Source organism: Paenibacillus sp. ALE3, from assembly GCF_054113405.1.
Genome location: NZ_CM134214.1, coordinates 4028000 through 4053885 on the forward strand (window position 1 = coordinate 4028000; position 25886 = coordinate 4053885).

The window sequence follows — 25886 nt, forward strand, 5'->3', positions numbered from 1 at the left end:
CTAACTGTACTATCATTAATAGTACTGTTAGAACAGTTTGTCAATCTTTTCTTTGGACATTTCTTACAAAAATAGCCGTGATGCAGGATGCATCACGGCTATGTCTTTTTAGCCTTCCTTTGAATCATAAGGCTGATCACGGCTTATATTGGCAAGCTTTTGCCCTTCCGGCAGTTTAAGATCCAGCTGGAACCGGAATGTTGCTCCTCTGGCCTCGTCGCTATCCACACCAATGGAACCTCCCATTAGCTTGACCAGGTTTTTGCAGATGGACAAGCCTAGGCCTGTCCCTCCATATTTCCGGTTCAATGCCGGATGAAGCTGGGAAAAAGGCTGAAACAACAAATGCTGACGGTCTGCCGGGATGCCGATTCCAGTATCAGTTACACTAAACTCAATCAGGCATTTCTTTTTACGGCGGCTGTAAGCCTTTCTCTCCACAAAAATATTTACATGCCCTCGCTCCGTAAATTTGATCGCATTGCTCACCAAGTTCACCAATATCTGTCGGATACGCACATGATCACCGACCAGCATCCCTGGCATTTCCTGATCTACATGCCATTCTAGCTGGATGCCTTTTTCCATAGCCTGTGTCATAAATAGGTCAGCTACACTGCCAACCACATCCTCCAGTACAAAAGACTCATGCAGCAACGACATTTTGCCAGCTTCGATTTTGCTCAAATCCAGTATCTCATTCAATATCTGCATTAAAGCGTTGCTACTGCTGGTAATAATATCGATATAGCTACGTTGCTCCTCATCTAATTCCGTGTCTGCCAGTAACCCGGCCATGCCTATAATGCCGTTCATCGGTGTACGGAGCTCATGACTCATCACAGACAGGAATTCTGACTTGGCCCGGTCGGCGCGTTCCGCAGACTCCTTGGCCCGAATAATCTCCTTTTCATTCGTCCTGTCTACAAAAACCATCACAGCTCCTTTTCGCTCGCCGTTATCCATCAAAGGGCTGATTCGATAAGAAGCCAGAAAACTGGACCCGTCTTTTTTCCAAAATACAGCTTCCTCTGCCTGATAAGAAGCGCCGCTGCGAATCGCTTGGAGAATAGAAGCCTGCTCGTCCGGAAAATGGCTGCCTATTTCGTCAGCATGGCGAATCACGTCTATACATGAACCGTTCAGCGGGTTGGCTGATCCTATGCCGAACATCTCAACGGCTGCCGGGTTCATAAAGCGGACATGTCCTTCGGTATTCAAACCCACAATTCCTTCGGATACTGCATTCAAAATAAGCGAATGCTCGTTACTGAGCTTTTCAATCTGAGCAATGTAGTTTTTAAGAGGGGTAACATTCTCTATAATCCCGTAGCAGCCTACAATTTCTTCTTGCACGAAAATCGGGATATTAGTCATCTTGATGAATAGACGCTCCCCCTCCTTATGTATGAATTCCGATTCATAGGTTTGTGTCTCCCCCTGTTTGGCCATTTCAATATGTCGTTTGATTTTGTCCTGTTCCTCAGAGGAAGCCATTACAAGTATTTCAGTTCCAAGCAGCTCATCCCTCGTATAACCCGTAAGCTTCTCCAAACTCGGATTCACGCTCAAAATATGACCTTCCATATTCATGGCGCATATCCCGAGTGGATTATGCTGAAATAGTGACTTATAACGGTTTTCACTTTCACGAAGACGCTGCTCGATTTCCCGGTGCTCTGTAACATCCTGTATCATCCCGACTACTTGAACAGGCTTGCCTGCATGCTCGTCCATCTCAGCTTCCCAGATCGAACGCAGTACCTTCTGTTCCCCATTGGGCAATACAATCCGGTAAAAGGTTTCTTCGTGAATTCCCTTTAGGATGACGTTGTTGATAATCTGCTTCATCCGTTCAGTATCTTCGGGATGAACTGCCTTCATGAAAGCGTCAATACTTGTTTCAACCGGCTTGACACGATAGCCAAATATGCTGCGAAATTCCTTGGAAAAATGCATAACATTGTTGACCAGATCCCAGTCCCATGAGCCGAACATCGCCAACTGTTGAGCTTTTGCCAGGTTCTCCTCGCTCTTCTGGCGCTCTGTGATATTTCGTCCGATGGATAGAACTCGCTTGATCTTGCCCTGTTCATCCCGAATAATACGGTACGATACTTCCAGCCACAAATAATGCCCGTCCTTATGACGTACACGCCGCTTCATGATGCCTGTTTCCTTGAACATTCCATGTACACGCATGTAATCGGCATCTTCGATATGGTAAAATTGAAGCCGTTTTTTGCCGAGCATTTCCTGCTTCGTATAGCCAAGGAGTTTTTCCACCGAAGGGGAAATATATTGAAGTATGCCGTCTGCCGTGCTGTAAGAGATGACATCCGGCGTATTTTCGGTAATCAACATGTACAAATCCTCATTGTCCGAAAGCACCTGCTCCATGTCCTTTTTCTCCGTGACATCCATTGCATACGCAATCAAATAAGATTGTTCGGTAGCCTCATCATCAAATATGGTTAATTCCAGCGATAGCCAGACAGTTGTTCCCCGTTTATGCTTTAAACGCAGCTCTGTCTTGTAGACTTGATCCGTAGCCTTTAGCCAACCTGCATAGGCCTCCCTCAGCCCTTGCTGATCCTGAGCCTCATTATACAAGAGATGGTAATATCGGATATCCAATAATTCCTCCTGCTCATATCCGACCATTTTGCAAAAGGCGGGATTGACATACAGACACTTCCCCTCCCTTGACAAAATCACGATTCCTGTCGGGGCATGATTATACATATGTTCCAGCAAAGGCAGTCGTTGAGCAGCAGAAAACACAATGAATCTCCTCCTCTGTGGTCCGGCAGTTTTTCTAACTATACCTATTCTAACATGATATGGGATTTTTACTGAGGAGAGCCCTCCTCTAGATGAAAGCCATCAAAACATGTATGCACAAAAGATTGCCGATGCAGGTTCATCGGCAATCTTTAGATTATTTTTTTATACCACCCGGTTAAGAAAATGACGCAAAAATCGCTCAGCGTCTACTTTAAGTGCCACATCAATCGTAGTCAGCGTTTGAGCTCCAGTCTCATTTTGTACCTCTCGGGTGCGACCAACCTCGGTGGAATCCCCTACCTCAACGGCAATGTGCATTGGACGCGTCTCCACAAAACTGGAGTCAATAGCTAACCCTACGGCTAGTGGATCATGCAATGCACAGCCTGCAATACTAGGTCTGAAATTGCGATAGGCTTCCATATAAAAGTCGGTCATATCCGCCATAAACATACCAAGCTCAGTCCCTTGCTCACGCCACTTGTCCACTTCCTGCTGGGGAAGCAGGGTTTGCATGGTAACGTCCAGCCCAACGAGCGTAAGCGGAAAACCTGCTCCCAGCACATAGGCTGCTGCCTCTGGATCGGCATAAATATTGGCTTCTGCCGTTGGAGTTACATTCCCTTTCACCGTGACCGCGCCGCCCATAATAATGAGGCGGTCAAGTAATTGAGGCAATTCCGGACAACGATCCAGAGCAATCGCTAGATTGGTGAGCGGTCCAACAGCTACAAGTGTAAGCTTGCCTTCATAGCGACGAGCCTGTCCAATGATAAAATCAGCCGCATCTCCAGACGCTGCCTGACGGGAAGGCGCTCCTTTTAGCTGGTTGCCAATGCCGTCTTCACCATGAATATGACGGGAATATGGCTTGAACAGCTCACGGGCATACGGCTTGTGAGCGCCCGACACGACCGGAGCCTCTACCCCCAGTTTTTCCAGCAGGATCAGTGAGTTACGTGTTGCCTCCTCCACCGAGATATTGCCAAAGGTGGTTGTAATACCAAGTAGCTCCAATTCCGGCGAATGGACCGCGTACGCAATAGCAAGCGCATCGTCAATGCCAGTATCTACATCTAAGATTAACTTTTTGCTCATGATGACCTCCACAGTAGAACAGCATTCTTTTTTTCATTATACACAATTTGAATGCTTATTCCCTTGGTCATCGAATTCTTTATTTGAAGACGTTAAAAAAAAAGGCTACGACAGTTATGCCGTAGCCTTCTTTTACCACTTTTTAATCACTCAAGGGCACATGTTCTGGCCAAATCCTAAGGCTCGATTCCCCATACCAGCTTATCGTTGTGGAACAACGTTACTTTGTTCCATTCAGCATAAGAAGTTTTGGTTGGATCGAAGGAATAGTCATTGGATTCATTCAGATTAGACCAGTCGCTATTGTTCATGCGGATCTGAATATCACCTGTTTGCGCTCCAGCAGCAAGCGTCCCGGCAGCCGCACTGAATCCAATTTCAATATAGTTGTCTTTAATGGTGCGCAGCACATTATCATTACCTACTTGCGCCCAGTCTACCGCAGATTGCAGCTCTTGGCTGCCATCTTTCGTGAAGTAATAGCGGATTTTCAACTCGCTCAGCTTCACGGGTGTTGTACCTTTATTTTTCAGGTTAAAGAAAGGCTTGGCAGCGTTATTCGCTGGATCCGTGTCCCCAGCACGATACATTACAACCAAATCACCCGCTGGATCTGTAGGGTCGGTTGGATCTGTCGGCGTACCTTTTGGTTCAGCGCTTACCGTTGCTGAATCCTTACTTGTTCCTTTCGCATTCGTAGCACTTACAACATAGAAGTACGTTGTTCCGTTCGTCAGTCCCTTATCCGTGTACTCTCTTGCCGTTACAAGAGGCGCCACGGCTGTAAAAGGGCCTGCTTCGCTAGTCGCGCGTTTTACGGTGTAGCTGTCGGCACCCGTAGACGCATCCCAAGTCAGCGTTACTTGTGCATTACCTACAGTAGCCTTTAAGCCTGTAGGCACAGCTGGAGCTGTAGGCGCTGGGTCCACACCACCAGTGGAAGGCACGATTGCAGGGTACGCATTTTGTACCAGCATCACAAACTGATCATGGAACCATGCTCCTGAAATAGGTGCATTCGGCAAAGCATCTGTTAATGTGCCATCCTTGGTTGTATAGGTAGGATCACACATACGGTCAAAGCCTTTACCCTCATCGTTCGGAATGAGTGAGCTGGAACCATCGGAATCACCCGGAGGTTTCGCCCAAACATAGGCATCGATATGGCCAGCTGGAGCCGTTTGTGGCGGTGTTCCCATCCCTGCTCCACTGCTATTACACCAGTTACCACGGTGCGAACGTTTGTCCACACGACCTGAGTTTACATAGGAGTTAATATCATTGCCGACTGCGGAAGTCGGACGGTTAGGTCCTCCCCATCCATTACGGCCGGTATCAATTAACATGCCGAGCGAGCTTGGCCAGCCTGCATTGACAAAATCTCTATGCAAGGACTCAGCGAAATCCGATTCATCGAAATTAGGATTCCATTCGTAGAATTTGGACGATTTGATCGGCTGCCCGCCAATATTCAGGTTGGGATCAGGCAGATTCGGTTCTGTCAACGGTGAAGTATTGGCTGTATTCGTGATAAAGCCATCCACACTGGCCAGACCTTTGCTAGTATCTTTGAAGATAGTTGTAAACAGAGATACCGTTGCTGCACGGTTGTTATCCCAACCTAACCAGCCAGAGTGACCGATATCCACGTATTTGTACACATTCGGAATCTCGTTCAGCTTATTCATTGTGTATTTAACGCCAGCCTCATAAATTCCTGTAGATTTGGCTTGTCCACATTGGGGAGTATCCAGATTGGTTACCAGATTTGGCAAACTGTCCGGTTCAATGATCGCTACGATGCGAATATCCTTATATTTGGGATTCGCAAAAATAGAAGCAATTTTGTCAATATAATCCTTTTTGTACGTTTCCAGACCTGCCTGGGTCAACGGCAATTCACCATTGGAAGCCAAGGCATGACAATCTCGTCCGGGTAGATCATACACAATGAATTCCGCCGTAATCGGTGTGTTGCCTTTCTTTTGCGCCAATACTTGGTCCAAATGCGCTTCCAAGCCAAGCTTGCCCCCACCGCCGTTAATAGCAGCAATACGATCAAGCCATACGGCTGTCGGGAACGTTTTGACCGTTTGCATTTTTGCCTTCAGGTTCGCATCCGTAACCTTGGCAATCGATGTGTCGACACTAGCCGCATAATCAGGGTTAACGTATTTTGTCGCTCCTTGGTATGGATTATCGACATGGGATTCTGCATGTATTTTATCCGTAAATCCTGCACCTGGTAGAAAGCTGCTTGCGACGAGTGATAGCGCAAAAGCATACTTCATTCCTTTACGAAGCACTTGCTTTGTTTTCAATTGCTTCACCTATCTTTCCGTAGATTTTATTGAATCTTCCTATGTCGGCACCTGATTGTTATATGATTAAATGTGTGTTACGCCTACTCTCTCCCTAGAAAAAGTAGCGTTCATAGCTGTGAAAGGTAAGCGCTTTCTATTTGTTCATGCGCTCACATTTTCCCCTTTTTGTCACCTCCTATGTTAGATTATAGTGAGCTGGAAATCTGCTGTAAATTGAATAAATTAAGGACTACAATTATTAATTAGGCATATGAATTGCCACAACGACGGTCCGGCAGGGTGCCTCTTTTTCTAAGATCGGTTCTATCACTTGTTGAACTTCCCTGCTATGACAAGCTCTCAGGAGATTCAGAGTCGACAGTAAAAGAGTGGATTCATAAAAAACAAGACTGTATTCTTTAATTTCCGCCAGCCCAAATCGACAATGATAAACCTCAGGTTGCCAGCTACGCCAAATCGTTAAATCTATCGACAGCAAAAAGGGTGTTCCAGACCTACGGTCATGAAAACACCCTATTATTGTTGTTCCATCCGTCTCTGCTCATTAACAGGCCATAGAATGAGCGTTACTGCAATTGTACCAAGTAGCTGTTACGCCTTGCTGTTCTGCACTTTTTCGCGATCCTTGCCTTTGTCGGATTGTCCTGCATTTTTATTAGCAGCATCCCGGTCCAGCTGCATTTCTTCAACCGTCTTCACCTTAAGCCGCGCTGCTCCCTCATAAGGTCGGGTTGGAATCAGATCGCCTGCAGCCAAACGTTGGCGCGCCTCGGCAATCGCTGCTCCATATTGCGGCAACCATGCCTCCTGTACCACCAGCATCTCATCGACCATCTGCCAAATTTCTTTCGGATTACACACCGCACCCACTAACGGGTCCATCATAAACGCTTGGCGCAGCAGCTTGTCGTCTCCATGTACAGCCGCTTCGACAGCCAAACGCTGAACGGAAATACTAACATTGCACACGGCAGCAGGACCCAGCGGCAGTTCTCCAACTTGCGGCATAGAAATACCGTTCCGATCCACATATCCAGGAGCTTCAATAATCGCATCTTCCGGCAAGTTAGAAATTACACCGTTATTCACAACATTAAAGTGCCCCCGGTATATACGTCCTGTTTCCAGGCTTTCGATAATGTATGAGCCGTGCTCTTCACCGCGATTTTCCGCCTTGTACTCCAGTGGGTCTTCCTTCATCCAGTTGGGGAAATCTGTTTCAAACCAGTTGCGCCCTTCCGTACATACACGCAGATAACCGCCCGTTTCTCCGTTGATCCAGCTACCCAGATCAATCCAGTCCAGAATTTCATTCGGACGCTTCCGATACCAAGGCACATATTCACTAAGATGACCATTCGATTCTGTGCTGTAGTAGCCAAAACGACGAAGCATATCGATGCGTACCTTTTCGGTGCGGCTAAATTCAGGATGTTGTTCAAATGCCTCCAGCAGTCCGGCTGTCAGATCCTTGCCCTTATGTGAGGCCTGAATGTACCATGTTTGGTGATTGATTCCGGCGCATACGATGTCCACATCCTGCTTCTCCAGACCGTACACCTCGGCAATTTGGTGATGCCCATTCTGGACGCCATGACATAGACCAACCGTGCGCACGCCGCCGTACTTGTTGCAGGCCCAGGTCATCATTGCCATGGGGTTCGAGTAGTTCAGCAGCAGCACATCCGGTGCACTTAACTCGCGGATATCCTTGCAAATCTCCAGCATTTCAGCGATACCACGCTGACCATACATGATGCCTCCTGCACATAATGTATCGCCCACGCATTGATCCACACCGTATTTTAGCGGAATATCCACATCGGTCGCAAAAGCTTCCAGACCGCCGACACGGATTGTACAAATGACGTATTTGGCATCCTTCAAAGCTACTTTTCGATCCGTAGAGGACTGTATTTGTATGGACAAACCATTCTCACGAATATCCCGTTGACACAGTTCAGTAACCATATCCAGATTGTGCTGACTGATGTCCGTAAAAGCCACTTCAATATCGTTAAACTCCGGTACCGATAACAGATCTCGCAAAATTCCACGGGTAAAACCGATGCTCCCTGCTCCAATAAAAGCTACTTTAAATGACACGGCATTCAACCTCCGGTAATTAGAATTGTAATATACCGTCATTTTAACAATATGCCTGTAGAAAGCGTTATCAAAATCATGACCAGTTTCGTACTTAAGTGTCAAAAATCCTAACTTTCGCGTTAGCAGAGGGTTTCCCTTTTCCACTTCGTTCCATCCCGTTTCTCTCTTTCTGTGTAATGTTTCTTCAGTTCAGTATGTACTTTAAGTGCGGTAAATGTAGTAACATAAAAGAAAACATTGGAGAGCAAGGAGCAGCCCTAAAATGAACAAAAAGATTATCTTTTTAGATATAGATGGAACGCTAGTGGATGATGACGGTATGATTCCCGAATCTGCAAAAACAGCATGTATCGAAGCGAGAAAAAACGGACATCTGATTTATTTATGCACTGGCCGATCCAAAGCGGAGATTTATGATTTTATCATGGAGATCGGTTTTGACGGGATCATCGGAGCTGGCGGTGGCTTTGTAGAAATTGAAGGTGAGATGTTATATCACCACAAAGTATCGGATGAAGATGTTAGACATATGGTCGATTACTTTGATGAGCATGATTTGGACTTTTATTTGGAATCGAACGGTGGGTTGTTTGCGAGTAAAAACTTTTTGCCCCATGTAGAACGGCTTATCTATGGAGATGTGGACAATGATCCCGTAGCCAGAGAAAAAAAAGAACAACGCCCGCATCCTTTTATCACCGGCCTAACTATAGGCGAGGACAACCTATACCGTAGCGACGTGAACAAAGCATGTTTTTTGGAAAACAAAAATGTTCCTTTTGAACAAATCAAAAAGGAATTCGCAGGGAAATTTGAGGTTATTCAATGTACTGTATCTGCTTTCGGGCAAGACAGTGGTGAGCTAATGGTTCCCGGTATTCACAAAGCCGTAGCTATTGAAAAGCTTATTGAACATTTGGGAAGATCCCAAGAAGACACCATTGCTATCGGAGACGGAATGAACGATGCTGAAATGATTGAATATTGTGCACTAGGAATTGCCATGGGAAATGCCAAACCGGGCCTCAAAGCCATTGCAGATGACATTACAGATGCTGTGGATGAAGATGGACTGTTTCACAGCTTTAAAAAGCATAGTCTGATTTAGCGATGTTATTTTTTAATGAGTTGTGTCTCTAAATATTCCCAAAGGAGCAAGACATGTCAAACCGTAAATGGACATTTATCCTTATTCCCGTCTTCCTGCTATTTGCCTGGCTGCTCTTTCAGTTCACTCTGTCTTCTCTTCAAATTCACCAATTTGCAGAACAATTGAAGACGGTTTCACCAAACGACAGGGGTTCCGATACAAAAGTGGTATTGATATCGCAAGAGCTGGACAATTATTACTGGCGGTCAATCGAACAAGGAGCTCGAAAGGAAGCGGAGCAGTACGGTATGAGGCTCGATTATATCGGACCGGACCGCATTAATCCGTCCGAGCAGATCAAACTGCTGGATAAAGCGATCGCCGCCAAGGCGGATGCGATTCTGGTTCAAGGGATAAATGATCCGGAGTATCGCCGATTAATCGACAAAGCGGCCGGACTTGGCATACCTGTTATCACGATCGATACGGATGAGCCGGACTCCCGAAGACTGGCTTACGTTGGAACGGATAACGAAGGAGCAGGAAAACAGATGGGCATGCTGTTGGCGAAGGCCTCTGGGGAGCGTGGCGATATTGGAGTGATGATCAGCAGCGAGCGCGTCGAGAATCAGCGGCTCAGGCTTGCCGGATTTCGTTCCGTGATCAGCCGCTATCCCAAGCTCCGCATTGTGGAGATTCGCTCCTCAAATATTTCACGGCTTCAGGCAGCCCAGCAAGCTCAGAACATGCTCACCCATTATCCGCAGATTCGCTACATGGTCGGATTCAGTGCGCTGGACGGCCTTGGCATTCTGGAGGCTTCGGAACGGCGCGGAGCACAGAACTTGCAAATTTTCGCTTTTGACGATATGGCCGAAACGTTGAAAGCTATTAAAGATCGCAAAATCGAACTGACCATTGTGCAACAGCCAGAGGAAATGGGGGCCAAGGCCATAAAATCGCTGAATGATTATCTCAAGGGGAGTCATCCTCAGGAATTAACATATACCAGAGTTTATGAAGTGCATGCAGACACTCCCGATGACATGTCTGGAGATGACAGGCGATGACGATCAGAACGAAGCTGCTTCTGTTCATCCCTCTTCTAGTTGTGTTTGCCAATATCATCGCTTATTTCGTATTCCAAAGTGGAAAGGTTGTACAACAGAGCTACGATGAAATGCTTGGCCGCATTCTCCTCATCGAGCAAACCTCCGAATCGGCGGAGGGCAACTTAAATCTCCTATATGCCTATCTGCTCAATCCAAGAGACGATAAGGATGTGCAGGGCCTGACAGAATACCAATTGAAACAGCTAAAAGGCAGAATCCAGGAAGTCTCCGACTCAACCGATCCTTCTTTTGCCGAGGAGGACTACATGAATCTGTTAGCCACATTTCTTGAACAGAAGCAAGCTGCAGTTCTGGATGCAAAGGCACAAGATCCTCAATCGGCTTTTGAGCATTACATTGAAGCGGAGAAAACCGTCGGCTATATTCATGAGGAGGGCCAGCGACTGATCGATGCTGAACTGGCTTATTACCGGCCGCTCATCGAGAACATTCGGAACAAGAATGAGCAAATGAACGGATTGGGAGTGGCGTTGTTCGGCATGAACGCGCTGATGGGGGTTTTGCTTGCCATCTGGGTCTCGCGCAGCATTACGGGCCCTGTCGGCAGACTGGTCGGACTGGCGAAGCGAATCGCCACAGGTGATCTGAATATCGAGCCCCAACCGCGGCGAGATGACGAGCTAGGCGTATTGGCAGACGCCATTTTGCAAATGTCTGCTGACTTGAGCATCCTCATTGAAAAGGATAAACAAAGTCTGGAAATGCGGCGACTTGTGAAGGAGCTAGAGCTTTTGGCCCTGCAAAATCAAATTAACCCGCACTTTTTGTTCAATACCTTAAATGTGCTCTCCAAATTGGCGATCCTGGAAGGAGCGGAGAAGACCAGCGACCTGATCGTTTCGCTGTCCAATCTACTACGGTACAGCCTGCAAAAGCTGGACAAACCCGTAACTCTCCAGGAGGAACTGGATCATATAAGCGAATACGTGACCATCCAGCAGGCGCGCTTCCGGGACAGAATTCGCTTTGATCTTCACTTTGACGCTTCCGTACTTCAGCAGCAAATTCCGGCCTTGACGATTCAGCCATTTATTGAAAACGCCTTTCTTCATGGTGTAGCTGATATGGAAAACGGAGCCATTATCACATTGACGCTGTCGAGAGCGGGCGAGGATGTGCAAATTGAAATTTCAGACAACGGAAAGGGTATGACGGAGGAAACCCGACTGTCCGTGCTCCGTTTAGAAGGTGGAGCTGAAAGCAGCAGTTCAACAGGACTTGGAATGCAAAACGTGTTTAGGCGGCTGCAATTGTTCTACGAAAAGGAAGGAATGGTTGAAATCCGAAGCCATATCGGATTAGGTACTATCATAACAATACGAATTCCAGTCAAGAAGGAGAGTGAGCAGACGAATGTATCGGTTGTTGATCGCGGATGACGAAGCTTTGGAGAGGGAAGGACTGGAATTGATAGTGGAACGGGCAATGCCGGGGGTATTTCGGTTTATTCATGCCGACAACGGCCGCATGGCGATCGAATGTGCGGAAGAGCACCGGCCTCATATTGCCATTCTGGATATTAATATGCCCGGAATTGACGGGCTTGGGGCGCTTCGTGAATTAAAGGAGCGTCTTCCTGATACCCGTTTCGTGCTCGTCACCGCCTATGATTATTTTGCTTATGCACGGGAGGCGCTCTCTTTGGGCGTAAAAGAATACATTCTGAAGCCAGCGAAGCGAGAACTAATCATCAGTACACTGAAACGACTGATTGAAGAAATTGAATGCGAGAAGCGAGCACGCACGGAAGAATTGGAGCTTAGGCACAAAATCTCACAGCTGATGCCGCTCGCAGAAAATGAGCTGGCTTTAATGCTTATGGTCGACCAGACGGTGGATTCGAGCGCTTCTCAACTGTCGGAATGGCTGGACTTTCCTCTTGATCAGGGAAGCGCCATCATTGCTGCCTTTGAAGGATATGCAGACGAGCAGGACAAAAAGAAAATTTACGATCATTTCCGAAGCTATGTAAAAACACATGGTCCAAATTCCATTGTGAGCTCCCTGATTGACCATCATGTAGCCACTTTTTTACAAAAGCCAGCTGCCACCAGCGAAAACGACTGGCGCCAACTGATTAAACACCTTGTTCAGCAGCTCTCCGAGCTGGCCCAGCAGCAATTTGGCATGAAGACGGCTATTGGAATCGGCTCATTGCATAGCGGCGAGGAAGGACTTCGCAAGTCCTATTTTGAAGCCGTTTTTGCCTCCACACTACGCAAGCGTGATGGAGGTTACTGCCACTTTGACGAACTGAAGTCGTCAGAGGCTGGAAACGCCTCTGAGCTTGCCGTCAAAGCGGAGAATGGAATGCTTCAGCAGACGTACGTCATGTCAGCACTGCAACGGATACGCGAACAGCGGGAGGTTCAAACACTGACTATGCTGGGCAGAGCAAAGATGTATATCGAGGAACGGTTCAACGATGACCTTTCACTGGAAGAAGTGGCTGATTTCGTCCACTTGAATCCTCACTACTTCAGTAAAATTTTCAAACAGGAATATGGAGAAACGTTCATCGACTTCGTAACCCGGCTACGGATTAATAAAGCTATTTCTCTGATCAAGGAGGGCAACCTTGCTCTGAAGGAAATCAGCTTTGAAGTGGGTTATAAGGACCCGAACTATTTTAGCCGCGTCTTTAAGAAGATCACGGGCGTTCCTCCCACAGAGTTCAAAGGCCAAAAATAGCAGAGATTCATCCATGTCGACCATCGACATGGATTTTTTTAAGCTCGAATGACAAGGTAATGCTAGGTTTAGCCCCTTCATCTCCAATTCGGGAATCGAAGTCAAAATCGTGCATGAAAAGGTCCGTTTATTGAAGACGATCACCGACCTTTCTTTTACAGGTGCATGTTATACTTCTCCTCGAAGAACGGAATGAGGTTCTGGAATCTGAGGGGAGATGATCATATGGGAGTAATCATCCATAATGAAAGCGCTCAACAGAAAGCGCTTCAATCAGAAAAACCCAGTATGCTGTTTGTGACGCTGGTATCCATCGTAGCCGCGCTTGGAGGCATACTGTTCGGTTTTGATATCGCGGTAGTTTCGGGAGCAGTTGAATTCCTACAGCAGCGTTTTTCGCTGAGCGAATTTCAGGTTGGTTGGGCGGTGTCGAGTCTGATTGTAGGGAGTATCACGGGAGCGGCTCTCTCCGGCTACATGAGTGAAAGGATCGGTAGAAAAAAGGTATTGCTGGCCGCCGGATTTTTATTCGTCGTCGGCTCAATCTGCTCTGCACTTCAAGATACGTTCACCGGGTATGTTATCTTTCGCATGATCGGCGGCGTCGGCATAGGAATCACTTCCACCATTTGTCCGGTATACAATGCGGAGATCGCTCCTGCCAAATACCGAGGCCGTTTGGTTGCTTTAAATCAGCTGGCGATCGTAACGGGCATTTTCCTGGTTTATTTTCAAAATTCATGGATCGTCAGCCTGGGAGATGAAGCTTGGGGTGTCTCAACAGCCTGGCGCTGGATGTTCGGTGTGGGAGCTGTTCCGGGACTGATCTTTATGCTCCTGATGCTCTTCATACCCGAAAGCCCGAGATGGCTTATCAAAAAGAATCGGCCTTATGAAGCGCTGCCAATTCTGCTGAAAATTCACGGTGAAGAAGCCGCTAAACAGGAAGTACTTGATATCAAGGAATCGTTCAAAAATGAGAACGACTCATTAAAACAATTGTTCGCTCCCGGTATTCGGGTCGCTCTCTTTATCGGTATTATGCTCGCCATTATGCAGCATATTACCGGCATCAATGCCATTTTGTATTATGCGCCGGTTATCTTTAAAGGAATGGGACTCGGTACGGACGCGTCTTTGACCCAGACCATCTGGATCGGGTTGATCAATGTGTTGTTTACCATCGTATCCGTATGGCTGATCGACAAAGCGGGACGAAAAGTTCTGCTGATGATCGGTACCTCGTTGATGACCCTCTGCTTGGTCATTATTGGAGCCGCATTCAAAATGGGTTTAACTACCGGACCGCTCGTGCTGATCATGATATTAATCTACGTGGCCTCCTACGCTATATCGCTTGGGCCAATCGTATGGGTCATGATCTCGGAGATCTTTCCGAACCGCATTCGCGGCAAAGCTGTCGCCATTGCTTCGATGGCATTATGGGCCGGCGATTATCTGGTCTCCCAGGCATTCCCTCCCCTGCTAAGTTCAGCAGGTCCCTCCAATACCTTTTGGATATTCGGAGCCATCTCGTTGTTCGTCGTAGTCTTTATATGGCGCAAGGTTCCCGAAACCAAGGGGAGATCACTTGAACAGATGGAAAATATGTGGCTCGGAAAATAATCCAACTTTAGCTCTCAAGAAGCCCAGCACCTGTTATAATGCTTCAAAACATACGACCTCTGAAGCCATACCGACCTAAATCGGCAATGGTTCAGAGGCTTTTTATGATCAGCTCCCACCCTCCTCCGCGTAATTCCTCACATCGCGCTCCACAGCAGAGCGGTATTCAACAGGGGTTTGACCAGTGTGCTTTTTGAACAACATATGAAAATACTGTCTGCTGGCCACGCCAACATAATCGGCAATTTCTTGAATGGGAATGTCCGTTTGCTGAAGCAGCATACGGGCCTTGTCCATTCGCAACATCGTTAAATACGCGGTAAGCGTTAGCCCCGTATGTTTTTTGAAAATTCGATGCAAATACCCCGGATGCAGATTGACGGCTGCGGCCATGTCCTTGACTGCAATATCCCGGTCATAGTTCAGATGGAGAAATTCAATGCATCGCTTGATGTATACATCTGTTTGCTGCGTATTGCTGCGCTCTGCCTCTTCCCGCAGACGTGCAATTCGTACTAGCAATTGCATAAAAAGCATTTCTGCCATGGCACCCGGCTGTTCTTTTCGTTGATCCAGCTCCAGCACGAGACTTTTCAGCGCATAATATACCTCTTCCGGGTCCGATAGCACCAGATACGGGAATGGGCGGGACATAAAGGCCGTGACCTCCTGTTCCTCCGCTGCTATTTGTTGGATAGACGGTCCTACCCTCACCCCTTCCTTAAATCCAAACTCTACATTCAGCATCCGGCACGGTTGTTCACCTTCCACCACCAATCGATGTGGGATGCCTGCATCCAGCATAATAAACTCGCCTTTGCGCAGCGTAATGCTTTCTTCCGTATCTTCTCCGGTTTGTACATCTACCCTGCACAAACCAGAAATCATATACATAATTTCAGTGGAATAATGATCGTGGTAAGACATCGTATAGTCACGCCATTGCTTGTAATAGTAAGCAAAAAAACGGGGAATATAATCCCCGTCCCGCAGTCCTGGCTCAAACAGACTTCCGTTCATCCCCGCACCTCCGCGAAATAGATCAAGCTAATATGGCAACGTATATGTAACCCGTTCTATTTTCACAGTTTAACAGACTGAGCCGTGTTATTCTATTTCGCTTTATCGGACACTGAAATCCCTTGGAATACGGTGAGCGACTCCTACCTAATCACTTTCTGGACTTAAATACTGAATCAGCATCCCTACAAATCGGTTTGCAATTTGTACATCCTGAAATTCACTATTCCAATCTTCCTTGGAAGTTAGGCTCATTTTCTGGAGTAAACCCATCATAGACGTGAAGATAAAATGCGCAGTCTTTAGGGGTTCAGCATCCGACTTTAATGATCCATCCTGGATTCCAGCTTCCAGAGCATCTATCAGGAAATGTTGTTCCTTTTCGCGGCTAACAAAATTTTTGTACTGTTCTTTGAGTTCTTGATTTGAATCATAAGCTTCATAATGCAGATCGAATAACAGAATAAACTTGATGTAATCTGGATGTTGCCAAGCATAATCAATCCATGCATCAAGCATCGAAGTAAGCATCTGCTTACCATTCATTTCGGCTGAAGGTGCTCTTCTAACAAATTCGGTCATACTCTCAAGGATTTCCATTTGGACCTCAAAAATCAGTTCGTTCATGGACTGAAAGTGCTTATAAAATGTAACCCGACTTACACCGGCCACATGGCATACATCCTTAATATTAACTTTGAGAAAGCTCTGCTTCATAAAAAGTTCCTTCGCAGCCGCAATGAGTTCTTCCCGATTTTTGTTTTTCAAATTCTGGTGCCAGTTCTCAGTCATTAGCAACCATCCGTTTCTCATTTTTTGATTTTTGAAAGGTTAAGAAAAGGGCAGATGCAAGGATTAGTGCACCAAAAATATAAGGAATATGAATGTGTTTGTCAAACAATAAACCTGCTAAAATGGGTCCCAAAATATTGCCTAGGCTGGTATACGTCGTATTCAGTCCGGCGGCATATCCTTGACGATCACCAGCCGAGTTGGCGATCATCGTACTTACTGTTGGCCTTAAGAAAGCATTAAAGGCAAAAAACAGAGCCGATACCACCAGCAGATAACCTAAATTGATCTTAATGAGCATGAACAGTAAAGCAATGGCTGTCATGATCAAAGAGAGGCGTATGAGCTTCATCTCGCCAAGTCTCTTGATGAGATAATCAAGCAGCCATACTTGCACCACGATGCCTATTATGGCACCAACCGTAATGATCATTGAGATTTTAGTGGCATCAAAACCGTATTTTCGTTCCACAAAAAGAGCATACACCGTTTCGTAATTCATCAAACCTAATGTCATGATCAATATGAGGAGAAGATAACGAAAATAGGACGTCCGAAATGAATTCAGGATTTGCTTTCGAATGGGCTCCCGTCGGACCCATTGGTCAACTGATTTTCGTTGTTCCTTAGGCAGTGTCTCTGGCATATATAAGCTAAGCAGCGTTGCTACAAGTCCAAGTCCACCAGCAAAAAAATAGGGCACCCTTATACCAAACTCAGCGATCATACCGCCTAGCCCCGGACCAAGCACCATCCCCAAATTCATGGAAGCACCCAAGTACCCCATTCCTTTAACGCGGGTTTCAGGAGTGGTAATATCAGCGACATAGGCCATATTGGAAGGTACCATTAATCCAATACCCATCCCCCCAATAAACCTGGCAATATATAGAAGGGGCAATGTCGTAGATACCGCAAACATCAAATCCGAAATGACGGTTAAAAACAGACCAATAATAATCATCGATTTTCGCCCGTATCTATCTGAAAGCTGACCACCTAGAGGTGAAAAAATAAACTGTGCTGCTCCAAAAGCGGCAATAAGATACCCCGCAGCAGCTCCTGCCGCATTAAATTGTTTCAGATATTCAGGCAAAATGGGAATTACCATGCCTTGACCCAATAAAGCAATAAACAGATTCAGCATCAAAATGAAAAGTGGAAATTTAGCAGACTTAGGTAAGCTGCTCATGTTTGTAGCCCCCTCCAACGATTTACACTATGTAATCCTTTACTATGTGTAAACCATATTAGTTGAACTAGGGGCCATTGTAAATAAATATATAACCTAATTGAGCCAAGCTAATATGGAAAGAGACCTTTTTATGCTGGATTTACACATGAGGCTCCCGTTTTGCAAACTCTTGCAGCATACCTCTTATTTGTTCTACCAATATAGCAGATGCTTTCTTGGGTGAACCTGTGTCAAACGGAGGCTGAGGATCGTATTCCAAAATCAACTGGACTCCCTTACTCATATCTTCTCCCAGTTCCCATGCGATTAGCTGGAGTGCCATATCGATACCAGAGGAGACACCGGCTGCTGTAACGATTTTGCCCTGACGAACTACTCTCTCATCTGTTGGAATGGCTCCAAGGTATTGGAGCAGGTCTAAGGAACCCCAATGACTTGTGGCTATGATTCCATCTAACAAGCCTGCGGCGCTTAAAATCAGAGAGCCATTACAAACCGACGTGGTCCATCTTGTAGTTTCATGTATTTGACGAATCCAATTTAGCGTTTCTTCGTCATTCATTGGAGTTTTATAATTTGGCGGACTGCAACCTGGAACAACAAGAATGTCAGCTGAAGGTACTTCAGAAAAACTGTAATCGGCATGCAAATAACCCATGTTTGAGTCCAGTTTGACTAACCCTTTTTTCTTAGCGACAAACTTCACTTCACATTTCAGTGTAGCAGCAAATACATCATATGGACCTATGGCATCTAACGCTGTGATTCCATCGAAAAGCATGATTGCGACTTTCATGATGATATCTCTCCTTTGATGTAGTATTTTATTTTTGACACCTCAATACTAACATACATATACGGGGTATGGGTATATTTAACGTTACGTAGCTGTAAAAAAGGCATACTTAGAAAAGGAGTTCCAGCGTAGTCCTTTCTAAATATGCCTGTAAATCTGTTGATCAAGCCAGCTTATGAGCTTTGTTTTCTCAACTGACCATAATATAAATCACTATAAAAGCCTTTGTGAGCCAGCAACTCCTCATGGGAGCCTTGCTCGTCCAGACGGCCGTCCTTTAAGACCAAAATCCGGTCAGCCTGACGAATGGTATTCAACCGATGCGCAATAACGAAACTTGTTCGGCCCTGCATGAGCCGTTCCAGTCCTTCCTGGATTTTCATCTCGGTAATGGTGTCGATACTGCTGGTCGCCTCGTCGAGTACCAGGATGGAAGGGTTGGCCAAAATCGCACGGGCAATCGCCAGCAGCTGCTTTTGACCTTGGCTGATACCGCTGCCGTTCGCTTCCAGCACCTTGTCGTACCCGTCCTTCATCCGCATGATAAAAGAGTGGGCGTTGGCCAGCTTCGATGCTTGTTCAACCTCCTCATCAGTGGCATCCAGCCTGCCGAAGCGGATATTTTCACGAATGGTCCCTTGAAACAGGAAGGTGTCCTGTAGCACAAACGCCATACGGGAGCGCAAGCTTTCACGCTCTATGGTAGTAATGTCACGCCCGTCCAGTGTAATCGTTCCCTTGTCTGGGCTATAGAACCTGGAAAGAAGCTGGATCAGTGTCGTTTTTCCTGCTCCGGTCGGGCCGACCAGCGCGATCATCTCACCAGGTTTAGCTTCAAAAGAGATCGCTTCTAGCGTAGCGCTGCCCTCATCATAACCAAAGGAAACATCCGTAAACCGCACAGCTCCCTCTACATGCTTCAGCTTTACTGCGCCACGTTCATCCTTGGACTCTTCATCTTCGTCCAATATTTCAAATACGCGCTCAGCGCCGGCAATAGCGGACAACAGTGTATTCCACTGGTTAGCCAAATCGTTCAGCGGCCTAGTGAACTGGCGAGCATATTCTACAAATACGATAATCGTTCCTATCGTAATCGAGCCGCGAATGGCCAAAATGCCACCGATCCCTGCTACAATAGCAAAGCTGAGATTATTCAGTCCGTTCATCAGCTTAGGGATAAAGCCTGAAATCGTTTGTGCCCAGAAACCTGACAGCCGAATACGGTCATTACGCTCACGAAAATCACGAATAACCCTCTTCTCCTGTGAAAATGCCTTAATAATCTGCTGACCGGACAGCGTTTCTTCGATGTATCCGTTCAGTTCGCCCAAGTTCTTCTGTCGTTCCTTATATAAAGGCCCGGTGCGGCGTGTAATCCAGCGCATCCCGGCTGCCATTAACGGCACCACGATAAAGGTTAGCAGAGTCATCAACGGGCTTAACCACAGCATCACTGTGAGTGTACCGATGAGCGTCAATATGCTTGAAAAAATCTGAATGGCCGAGCTGTTCAGCGTAGAACTGACATTTTCGATATCATTGGTCAGACGACTCATAATTTCTCCCTGCTGACGTTTGCCGTAGAAAGGAATGGGGAGTCGATGCAAATGTGAAAACAGATCGAAACGCATGCGGTATACCGTCTCTTGGGCAATCTCAATCATCCAGATATTTTGCAGCCAGGAGGTCAGCGAGTTCAGTAAATATACAGCCCCTAAACCTATGAGAAAATAAATCCACGTGCGTCCACCCGGACCTTCGAGAAAATCATCCACCGCTACGCCAACCAAATATGGTCCCAGCAGCGACAGCCCGGAGCTGAGCAACACCATGAACAGTACCAGCATTAGCTTGGCCTTGCGACGGGCCAGATAAGCCCATATTCGCCCTACCGTGCCAGACCAGTTCTTCGCTTTGGCCTTGCTTCGTCCCTCAGCACCTGCCGGATTTCGCAACACACCGGATTCTGGTGTAGACTGACGGAACGGTTCAATGAGTTCCTTGAACATGCGACTCCTCCTTTCCGTATTGTGATTCATAGATACGCCGGTACAGATCCGAGCTATCCATGAGATGCTTATGACTTCCACTTGCGATCAGACGCCCCTCATCCAGCAGTAAAATCTGATCTGCTGATGCAGTTGAGCTGATCTTCTGCGTGATGAGAAATGTCGTGCAGGACAGGCCATCAAGTGCATTCAGCAATGCTGTTTCCGTCCCCACGTCCAGCGCACTTGTGCTATCGTCCAGAATCAGCACTGCCGGCTGGCGCACCAGTGCGCGGGCAATCGACAGCCGCTGCTTCTGTCCGCCAGACAGATTAACGCCACGCTGTCCGAGCATGGTGTCATAGCCTTGTGGCAAGCGTTCAATCATATGATGGATTTGCGCCATGCGCGCGGCTTCCTGAATCTGCTCCAGACTGGCATGCTCCAGCCCCCAGGCAATATTATCCCGAATCGAGCCAGTGAATAGCAATACCTCTTGAGGGACATAGCCAATCGCCTCACGTAGTATGGAACCATCCAATTCACGAGCGTCCTTTCCGTCAAAGCGCACATGACCTTCATCTTCTTCATACAGACGTGTAATCAACTGTACAAGTGAGGATTTGCCCGAACCAGTAGCTCCCATAATAGCGATCCGCTCACCCGGCCGTGCCTTAAAGAATATATCCTTTAATACAGCCAAATCACTGCCCGGATAATGAAAGCTCACCCCATCCATTTCCACCTGTCCCTCAATCCGTATGTTAGGTGTTGGAACAGCCTCCAGCTCACGCCCCTCTTCATTAGGTGTTTCCAAAACCTCTCGAATCCGTCCTGTGGATGCAGTAGCCCGGGAAAATACCACAACGATACCGGACAAGGCAGACAAAGCTCCAATCGTCCGCAGGGAATAATTGACGACTGCCACCACCTGTCCTACACTGGCATCTCCAGTGAAAATTTGACCGCGCCCAAACCAAAGTACTGCAATGATCCCTGCATTCATCGTAAACAAAATGAACGGCATCGTCGTTTCTGTCCAGCGTAAAGCGGACACCGTCCCTTTCATCAATTCGCTTCCATAATGGGCAAAGCGTTCAATTTCATGCCGCATCCGCACAAAAACCCGGATAAGCCGAATGCCTGTCAGATTCTCCTGAATTACTCCATTAACATCATCCAAGCGCCGCTGGACACCCTTAAACAAAGTGACAGTCCTCCGCATCGTCACCAGCACAAATACGAACAGCACCGGGGCCATAACCGCCAGTAGCAGCCCAAGCCTAAAATGTACAATCAAGGCCATCACAATACTGCCGATGACCACCAACGGAACCCGTGTCATAAATCGCAAGCTCATAAACACCGTATCTTGTACTTGCGTGACATCTCCCGTCAGGCGCGTAATCAGCGACGAAGTAGCAAACCGTTTGAATACCGGATAGGAAAAGGATTGCACCTTTTGATACAGCTTTTCCCGCACATCATAGCCAAAACCCTGACTTGCATGCGAAGCAAAAAAGGAGCTCGATATCCCTGCCATAAAAGCGATAACGGCACTGCCCACCAGTACACCGCCCCATAACCAGACGACAGGCAAATCCTGCTGCCGAATGCCCTCATCTATAATTTTGGAGATCAAATACGGCTGCGATAACTCTACCGTCAATTCCAGCAACATCATCACGAGCGCCGCGATGGCTGGAACCCGATATTTTTTTAGAAAAGAGAACATCATCCCCACAAGCATTCCTCCAATTGCCTTAGCCGTCCTTCCAGATCAGCGTCTAATGGTTATATCAATCAAAACCTGCTGTAACACCATATATACGCACTTTATATAGCACTATATTTTATTATACCCTCCTGCAGGTCTTCGTTTAACCAGCAATTTGCAGGCTCCGGCTAAAAAAGACGCAAAAAAGAGAGCTCGTAAAATACAGCTCTCTTTCAAAAATACGAAATTCAAATCAGACTTTTTCGACCCTTACATTTTGGTAAAAAGCTTGCCCTCCAAATACATTAATGCCAAAATGCCCTGCGGCAAACGTACCATCTTCCAAGTCGATTACCTGTTCATCGTCTATCTCTATACGAAGGCGTAATCCTTTTGCTTGGATTTTGATATGATAGGTTACTCCCGGAAGTACAAATCTTGGAACCTTGGTCAGCACCTGTTGTTCCTCGAATCGCCCTTCTTTTTTATAAAAAAGGCGAATGGATTTCATGTTCGGATCCAAATTCAAATAATAGCCACTCGACCCGTCCGCATTGGCACGGAAAATCATGGAGCCAGCACTCCCATTTCCATGCAGCTTCATATCAGCCTCATACGTAAAATCTTTCGCCTGTTCAGAAGCCATATAATTCGCATCACTGATATAGCTTCCGCGCATACCATCTGCCGTCACCATCCAGCGGGACGCAGAGACATCCGGCTTCCAACCTGAAAGGTTGGTATAAAACATCCCGCCGTGTACGGTAACAGAGGTACTTGCTCTTACCGTATCTCCCGGGATGGAGGCTGTAACAACGGCTTCTCCAAGGGAAAGTGCCTCAACGATCGCGCTACCCTCATTTGACACGATTACCTTGACGACTGCGGGATTGCTGGATTCCCAATTCAGCAAATGTCCTTTTCTCCCGGAATGGTCCTCCACACTCGCATACAGACGTTTCGACTGTCCTTCCGCAAGCTCCAGCTGAGTGTAATCCATCATCAGTCTGATGGGTGAAGCCTCTGTAACCCTCCAGCTATTGCGTAGCGCATACACTCGAAGAGAAACAACTTTTACTTCACCACCTTGGGTATAGAAGCTCATCCCTCTACGCGCCGAATCTGGAAAAATGAGATCAGAAAATACGACTTCCCCATGATTACCAAACACCTCAACTGAGGATTCGTCCACAAATATACGCATTTGAATCCGATTCCCGACGGGTGCCAGCGATGCTTCATGAAACGTTGAAAACAGGGGAGAGAAATCGGCAAGCCCTGAATCAGCACGGTTTACAAACATCTGTTGTACATCTGTTTTATAGCCGACTGCCGTTCTTTGCTCACCGCCTTCCCGTACGTAAAATCCAAAAGTCGATGCCATCCCAACGGAAGGGAATTCGAACTCTGCTTCAATCTCATAGGCCCCCGCATTCAAGCCTTCCAGTATATTCGGAGAAGATTCCGTGATACTCTCATGGTCTAGTGAAAATAAATGGGAACGCAGCGAAGTCAGTTCGGATATCGGATGCTGTATCAAGCGGATACCTTCACGGGTCGTTTTTAGCGATAACTCCCTCGGGATGCTGAACTGCCCCTTCCAGGGCGAAGTCGGAAAGCTGAACGGGTAGTCCCAATTCGTCATCCATGCCAGCTTGATACGCCGCCCGCCGGGTACATTGGTGAAGGACATCGAGGCATAGAATTCCTTGCCCCAATCGGTTTTCAACACCTTCCCCGGCGGAAGATCATTTTGAAATTTGCCATCAGACGTCAGTTCACCGATAAAATATTCCGCATCCGAGCCTTGAGTGTTCGTGCTGGCTCCAGTGCTAATCATCAGCACCCATTTAGAGGTGTTGCCTTCGTCTACCAGAAGCGGGAATAAATCAGGGCACTCCCATACCCCACCCCGTATATAATCACCGTAGCCAAAGTTATCCGTCCAGCTCCAATCTAATAAATTGGCGGAGGTAAAGAAACGGATATGGTCACCTCCCGACACGACCATAATCCAGCGCTGATGCGCTTCATCCCATACTACTTTCGGATCACGAAAATCCCAGTTGCCAGGATCGTTTTCACTTTGGCCCGGATTCTCTATTACAATCGAACGGTCTTCTGAGTATTGCCATGTCCGTCCCCGGTCTGTGCTGTAAGCAAGGCCAATTCTCTGGTTTCCCCTGGGCTGATCGGGATTATAGGAGGTGTAATAAGCAACCAGCCCTTTCCCGCCATAGTCGCTGAACAAGCCGGAAGTATTGGTGAGATCAGCTACAGCCGAGCCGGACCAGATATGGCCCAAATCATTCCACTTTAATGCCAAAGGAAGCCTTCTCCAATTCAGCAAATCCACACTGACCGCATGTGCCCACTGTCCACCATCCTGATGGAACAGGTGATATTCCCCCTCGAAATAAACCAATCCGTTCGGATCACTGGCTGAACCTCTGGCAGGAGAATAATGATACTGCGGACGATATTTTTCGGTATAGTAATTCGAGACAGGGGTAAGGTAGATATCCTGAAAATAAGCCGTTCCCCCAGTTGCCTTTATACCTATAAAACCACTGGAATAACTGTTATCCACGATGTCAATCGCCGCAGGCGTGTAGCCATCTACAAACACGCGAATCCGCTCTCCATGTGCGATGATTTCCAAACTGTGTTTACTGCCCAATGTATCCAGATACGGCATAGCCGAGCTTGCAACCAACGTTCCGTTCGCCTTTTTCAGATGTATCCGAACCTGATGACCCTCACCTTGCACAGAAGTAACATAACCCTTTGTTCCCTTCTGATTCCCTCTGAAAAATAGTCCCGCTTCCATTCCCGGTTGAGAAGAATTCAGCGTCACACTGCCTTCCATCACCAGGTCAGCAGCTGCGGTATCGTATATTTTGAGCGCACCTTCCATACTTGTTTCCTCGGCTCTCTGCCCTTTTAGGTCCGGTTGCCATTTCCCACGGATCAAAAGCAGTTCACCTACATTCGTATCCATATCACTGACTTGAATGTTCTGAAATAATGCCGCCCCATTCCAGACATTCAGTCCCAAATATCCTGATGCATACGTCGTATCGACCACATCTATAATCGGGTGATATCCTTCATCCCAGTACACTTTAAGATGAGGACCTTCCACCTTCACCCTTAGATGGTAAATATCCCCTTTTTGTAATTCTACTGGCCGTTCCTCTTTGAGCCTTTCGATATCTCCAGCAGCATCCCGTAGCCGCACCAACCCGGCGGACGGCACAATTTGAAGCATATAGGAAAAACATCCATCCCTACTGGAACGAAATACTAGGGCAGCATCCGCCTGTAGGTCTGTGACCATTACATCTGCTTCAAAAGTAAAATCCTCAGACATGGTTGCAGACATAGCCAGCACATTTTCCTGTGGCTCCGATCTTAGCAACAGTCCCTGAACGTTATCTTCAATATGTCCCTGTCCTTTAATCTGCCAGTCCGTCAGGTTCGTTCGCGTGTTTGTGAGCTTTATCCTCATCGCCAA

General features: G+C 47.0%; 16 protein-coding genes. 5 read left to right on the forward strand and 11 right to left on the reverse strand.

Annotation, left to right across the window (positions count from 1 at the left end; genetic code table 11):
• Positions 1-108 precede the first annotated feature (108 nt).
• The 4 genes from ACXHJ2_RS18050 to melA all read right to left on the reverse strand — a co-directional run bounded on the left by ACXHJ2_RS18050 (position 109) and on the right by melA (position 8315).
• Entirely contained in the window at positions 109-2784 is a 2676-nt protein-coding gene (locus tag ACXHJ2_RS18050) for a PAS domain S-box protein (protein ID WP_165080312.1), read from the reverse strand.
• A gap of 165 nt (positions 2785-2949) precedes the next feature.
• Positions 2950-3885, reverse strand: a complete 936-nt coding sequence (locus ACXHJ2_RS18055) for a nucleoside hydrolase (RefSeq protein WP_165080310.1) — start codon at positions 3883-3885, stop codon at positions 2950-2952.
• Between the two features lie 176 nt (positions 3886-4061).
• Positions 4062-6215, reverse strand: coding sequence for a glycoside hydrolase family 6 protein (locus tag ACXHJ2_RS18060; protein ID WP_165080308.1), 2154 nt, complete (start codon positions 6213-6215; stop codon positions 4062-4064).
• A gap of 585 nt (positions 6216-6800) precedes the next feature.
• The gene (melA, locus tag ACXHJ2_RS18065) at positions 6801-8315 is read right to left on the reverse strand and encodes an alpha-glucosidase/alpha-galactosidase (protein ID WP_165080306.1); all 1515 of its coding nucleotides are present in this window, start codon (positions 8313-8315) and stop codon (positions 6801-6803) included.
• Positions 8316-8580: 265 nt separating this feature from the next.
• Between melA and ACXHJ2_RS18070 the strand changes: the two genes are divergently transcribed.
• The 5 genes from ACXHJ2_RS18070 (at position 8581) to ACXHJ2_RS18090 (ending at position 14858) form a co-directional block, all read left to right on the forward strand.
• Complete coding sequence (locus ACXHJ2_RS18070) at positions 8581-9426, forward strand: Cof-type HAD-IIB family hydrolase (protein ID WP_013369679.1); 846 nt, start codon at positions 8581-8583, stop codon at positions 9424-9426.
• Positions 9427-9479: 53 nt separating this feature from the next.
• Positions 9480-10478, forward strand: a complete 999-nt coding sequence (locus tag ACXHJ2_RS18075; RefSeq protein ID WP_165080304.1) for a substrate-binding domain-containing protein — start codon at positions 9480-9482, stop codon at positions 10476-10478.
• Positions 10475-11920, forward strand: a complete 1446-nt coding sequence (locus ACXHJ2_RS18080) for a sensor histidine kinase (RefSeq protein ID WP_165080302.1) — start codon at positions 10475-10477, stop codon at positions 11918-11920. The genes ACXHJ2_RS18075 and ACXHJ2_RS18080 overlap by 4 nt, the downstream gene beginning before the upstream one ends.
• The gene (locus ACXHJ2_RS18085) at positions 11895-13232 is read left to right on the forward strand and encodes an AraC family transcriptional regulator (RefSeq protein WP_165080300.1); all 1338 of its coding nucleotides are present in this window, start codon (positions 11895-11897) and stop codon (positions 13230-13232) included. The genes ACXHJ2_RS18080 and ACXHJ2_RS18085 overlap by 26 nt, the downstream gene beginning before the upstream one ends.
• A gap of 225 nt (positions 13233-13457) precedes the next feature.
• Positions 13458-14858, forward strand: coding sequence for a sugar porter family MFS transporter (locus ACXHJ2_RS18090; RefSeq protein ID WP_165080299.1), 1401 nt, complete (start codon positions 13458-13460; stop codon positions 14856-14858).
• Positions 14859-14966: 108 nt separating this feature from the next.
• On the opposite strand, the gene ACXHJ2_RS18095 is transcribed toward ACXHJ2_RS18090, so the two are convergent.
• The 7 genes from ACXHJ2_RS18095 to ACXHJ2_RS18125 form a co-directional block, all read right to left on the reverse strand.
• Complete coding sequence (locus ACXHJ2_RS18095) at positions 14967-15878, reverse strand: helix-turn-helix domain-containing protein (protein ID WP_102163326.1); 912 nt, start codon at positions 15876-15878, stop codon at positions 14967-14969.
• 147 nt (positions 15879-16025) lie between these two features.
• A complete protein-coding gene (locus ACXHJ2_RS18100; protein WP_165080297.1) occupies positions 16026-16670 on the reverse strand; it encodes a TetR/AcrR family transcriptional regulator in 645 nt (214 codons plus the stop codon).
• The gene (locus ACXHJ2_RS18105) at positions 16663-17862 is read right to left on the reverse strand and encodes an MFS transporter (RefSeq protein WP_165080295.1); all 1200 of its coding nucleotides are present in this window, start codon (positions 17860-17862) and stop codon (positions 16663-16665) included. Before ACXHJ2_RS18105 ends, ACXHJ2_RS18100 begins: the two co-directional genes overlap by 8 nt.
• Positions 17863-18004: 142 nt before the next feature.
• Complete coding sequence (locus tag ACXHJ2_RS18110; protein ID WP_165080293.1) at positions 18005-18661, reverse strand: DJ-1/PfpI family protein; 657 nt, start codon at positions 18659-18661, stop codon at positions 18005-18007.
• Between the two features lie 173 nt (positions 18662-18834).
• On the reverse strand, positions 18835-20673 hold the full coding sequence (locus ACXHJ2_RS18115; RefSeq protein ID WP_025675780.1) for an ABC transporter ATP-binding protein: 1839 nt from the start codon (positions 20671-20673) through the stop codon (positions 18835-18837).
• Complete coding sequence (locus tag ACXHJ2_RS18120) at positions 20654-22390, reverse strand: ABC transporter ATP-binding protein (protein WP_185156510.1); 1737 nt, start codon at positions 22388-22390, stop codon at positions 20654-20656. The genes ACXHJ2_RS18115 and ACXHJ2_RS18120 overlap by 20 nt, the downstream gene beginning before the upstream one ends.
• A 232-nt stretch (positions 22391-22622) precedes the next feature.
• The gene (locus ACXHJ2_RS18125) at positions 22623-25880 is read right to left on the reverse strand and encodes a GH32 C-terminal domain-containing protein (protein ID WP_165080289.1); all 3258 of its coding nucleotides are present in this window, start codon (positions 25878-25880) and stop codon (positions 22623-22625) included.
• Between the last annotated feature and the right edge of the window lie 6 nt (positions 25881-25886).

Bases quoted from the DNA above. Each gene is read 5' to 3' on its own strand.
- ACXHJ2_RS18055 (WP_165080310.1), bottom strand. From the start codon at position 3,885: ATGAGCAAAAAGTTAATCTTAGATGTAGATACTGGCATTGACGATGCG.
- ACXHJ2_RS18070 (WP_013369679.1), top strand. From the start codon at position 8,581: ATGAACAAAAAGATTATCTTTTTAGATATAGATGGAACGCTAGTGGAT.
- ACXHJ2_RS18075 (WP_165080304.1), top strand. From the start codon at position 9,480: ATGTCAAACCGTAAATGGACATTTATCCTTATTCCCGTCTTCCTGCTA.
- ACXHJ2_RS18080 (WP_165080302.1), top strand. From the start codon at position 10,475: ATGACGATCAGAACGAAGCTGCTTCTGTTCATCCCTCTTCTAGTTGTG.
- ACXHJ2_RS18085 (WP_165080300.1), top strand. From the start codon at position 11,895: ATGTATCGGTTGTTGATCGCGGATGACGAAGCTTTGGAGAGGGAAGGA.
- ACXHJ2_RS18090 (WP_165080299.1), top strand. From the start codon at position 13,458: ATGGGAGTAATCATCCATAATGAAAGCGCTCAACAGAAAGCGCTTCAA.
- ACXHJ2_RS18095 (WP_102163326.1), bottom strand. From the start codon at position 15,878: ATGAACGGAAGTCTGTTTGAGCCAGGACTGCGGGACGGGGATTATATT.
- ACXHJ2_RS18100 (WP_165080297.1), bottom strand. From the start codon at position 16,670: ATGACTGAGAACTGGCACCAGAATTTGAAAAACAAAAATCGGGAAGAA.
- ACXHJ2_RS18105 (WP_165080295.1), bottom strand. From the start codon at position 17,862: ATGAGCAGCTTACCTAAGTCTGCTAAATTTCCACTTTTCATTTTGATG.
- ACXHJ2_RS18110 (WP_165080293.1), bottom strand. From the start codon at position 18,661: ATGAAAGTCGCAATCATGCTTTTCGATGGAATCACAGCGTTAGATGCC.
- ACXHJ2_RS18115 (WP_025675780.1), bottom strand. From the start codon at position 20,673: ATGTTCAAGGAACTCATTGAACCGTTCCGTCAGTCTACACCAGAATCC.
- ACXHJ2_RS18120 (WP_185156510.1), bottom strand. From the start codon at position 22,390: ATGATGTTCTCTTTTCTAAAAAAATATCGGGTTCCAGCCATCGCGGCG.
- ACXHJ2_RS18125 (WP_165080289.1), bottom strand. From the start codon at position 25,880: ATGAGGATAAAGCTCACAAACACGCGAACGAACCTGACGGACTGGCAG.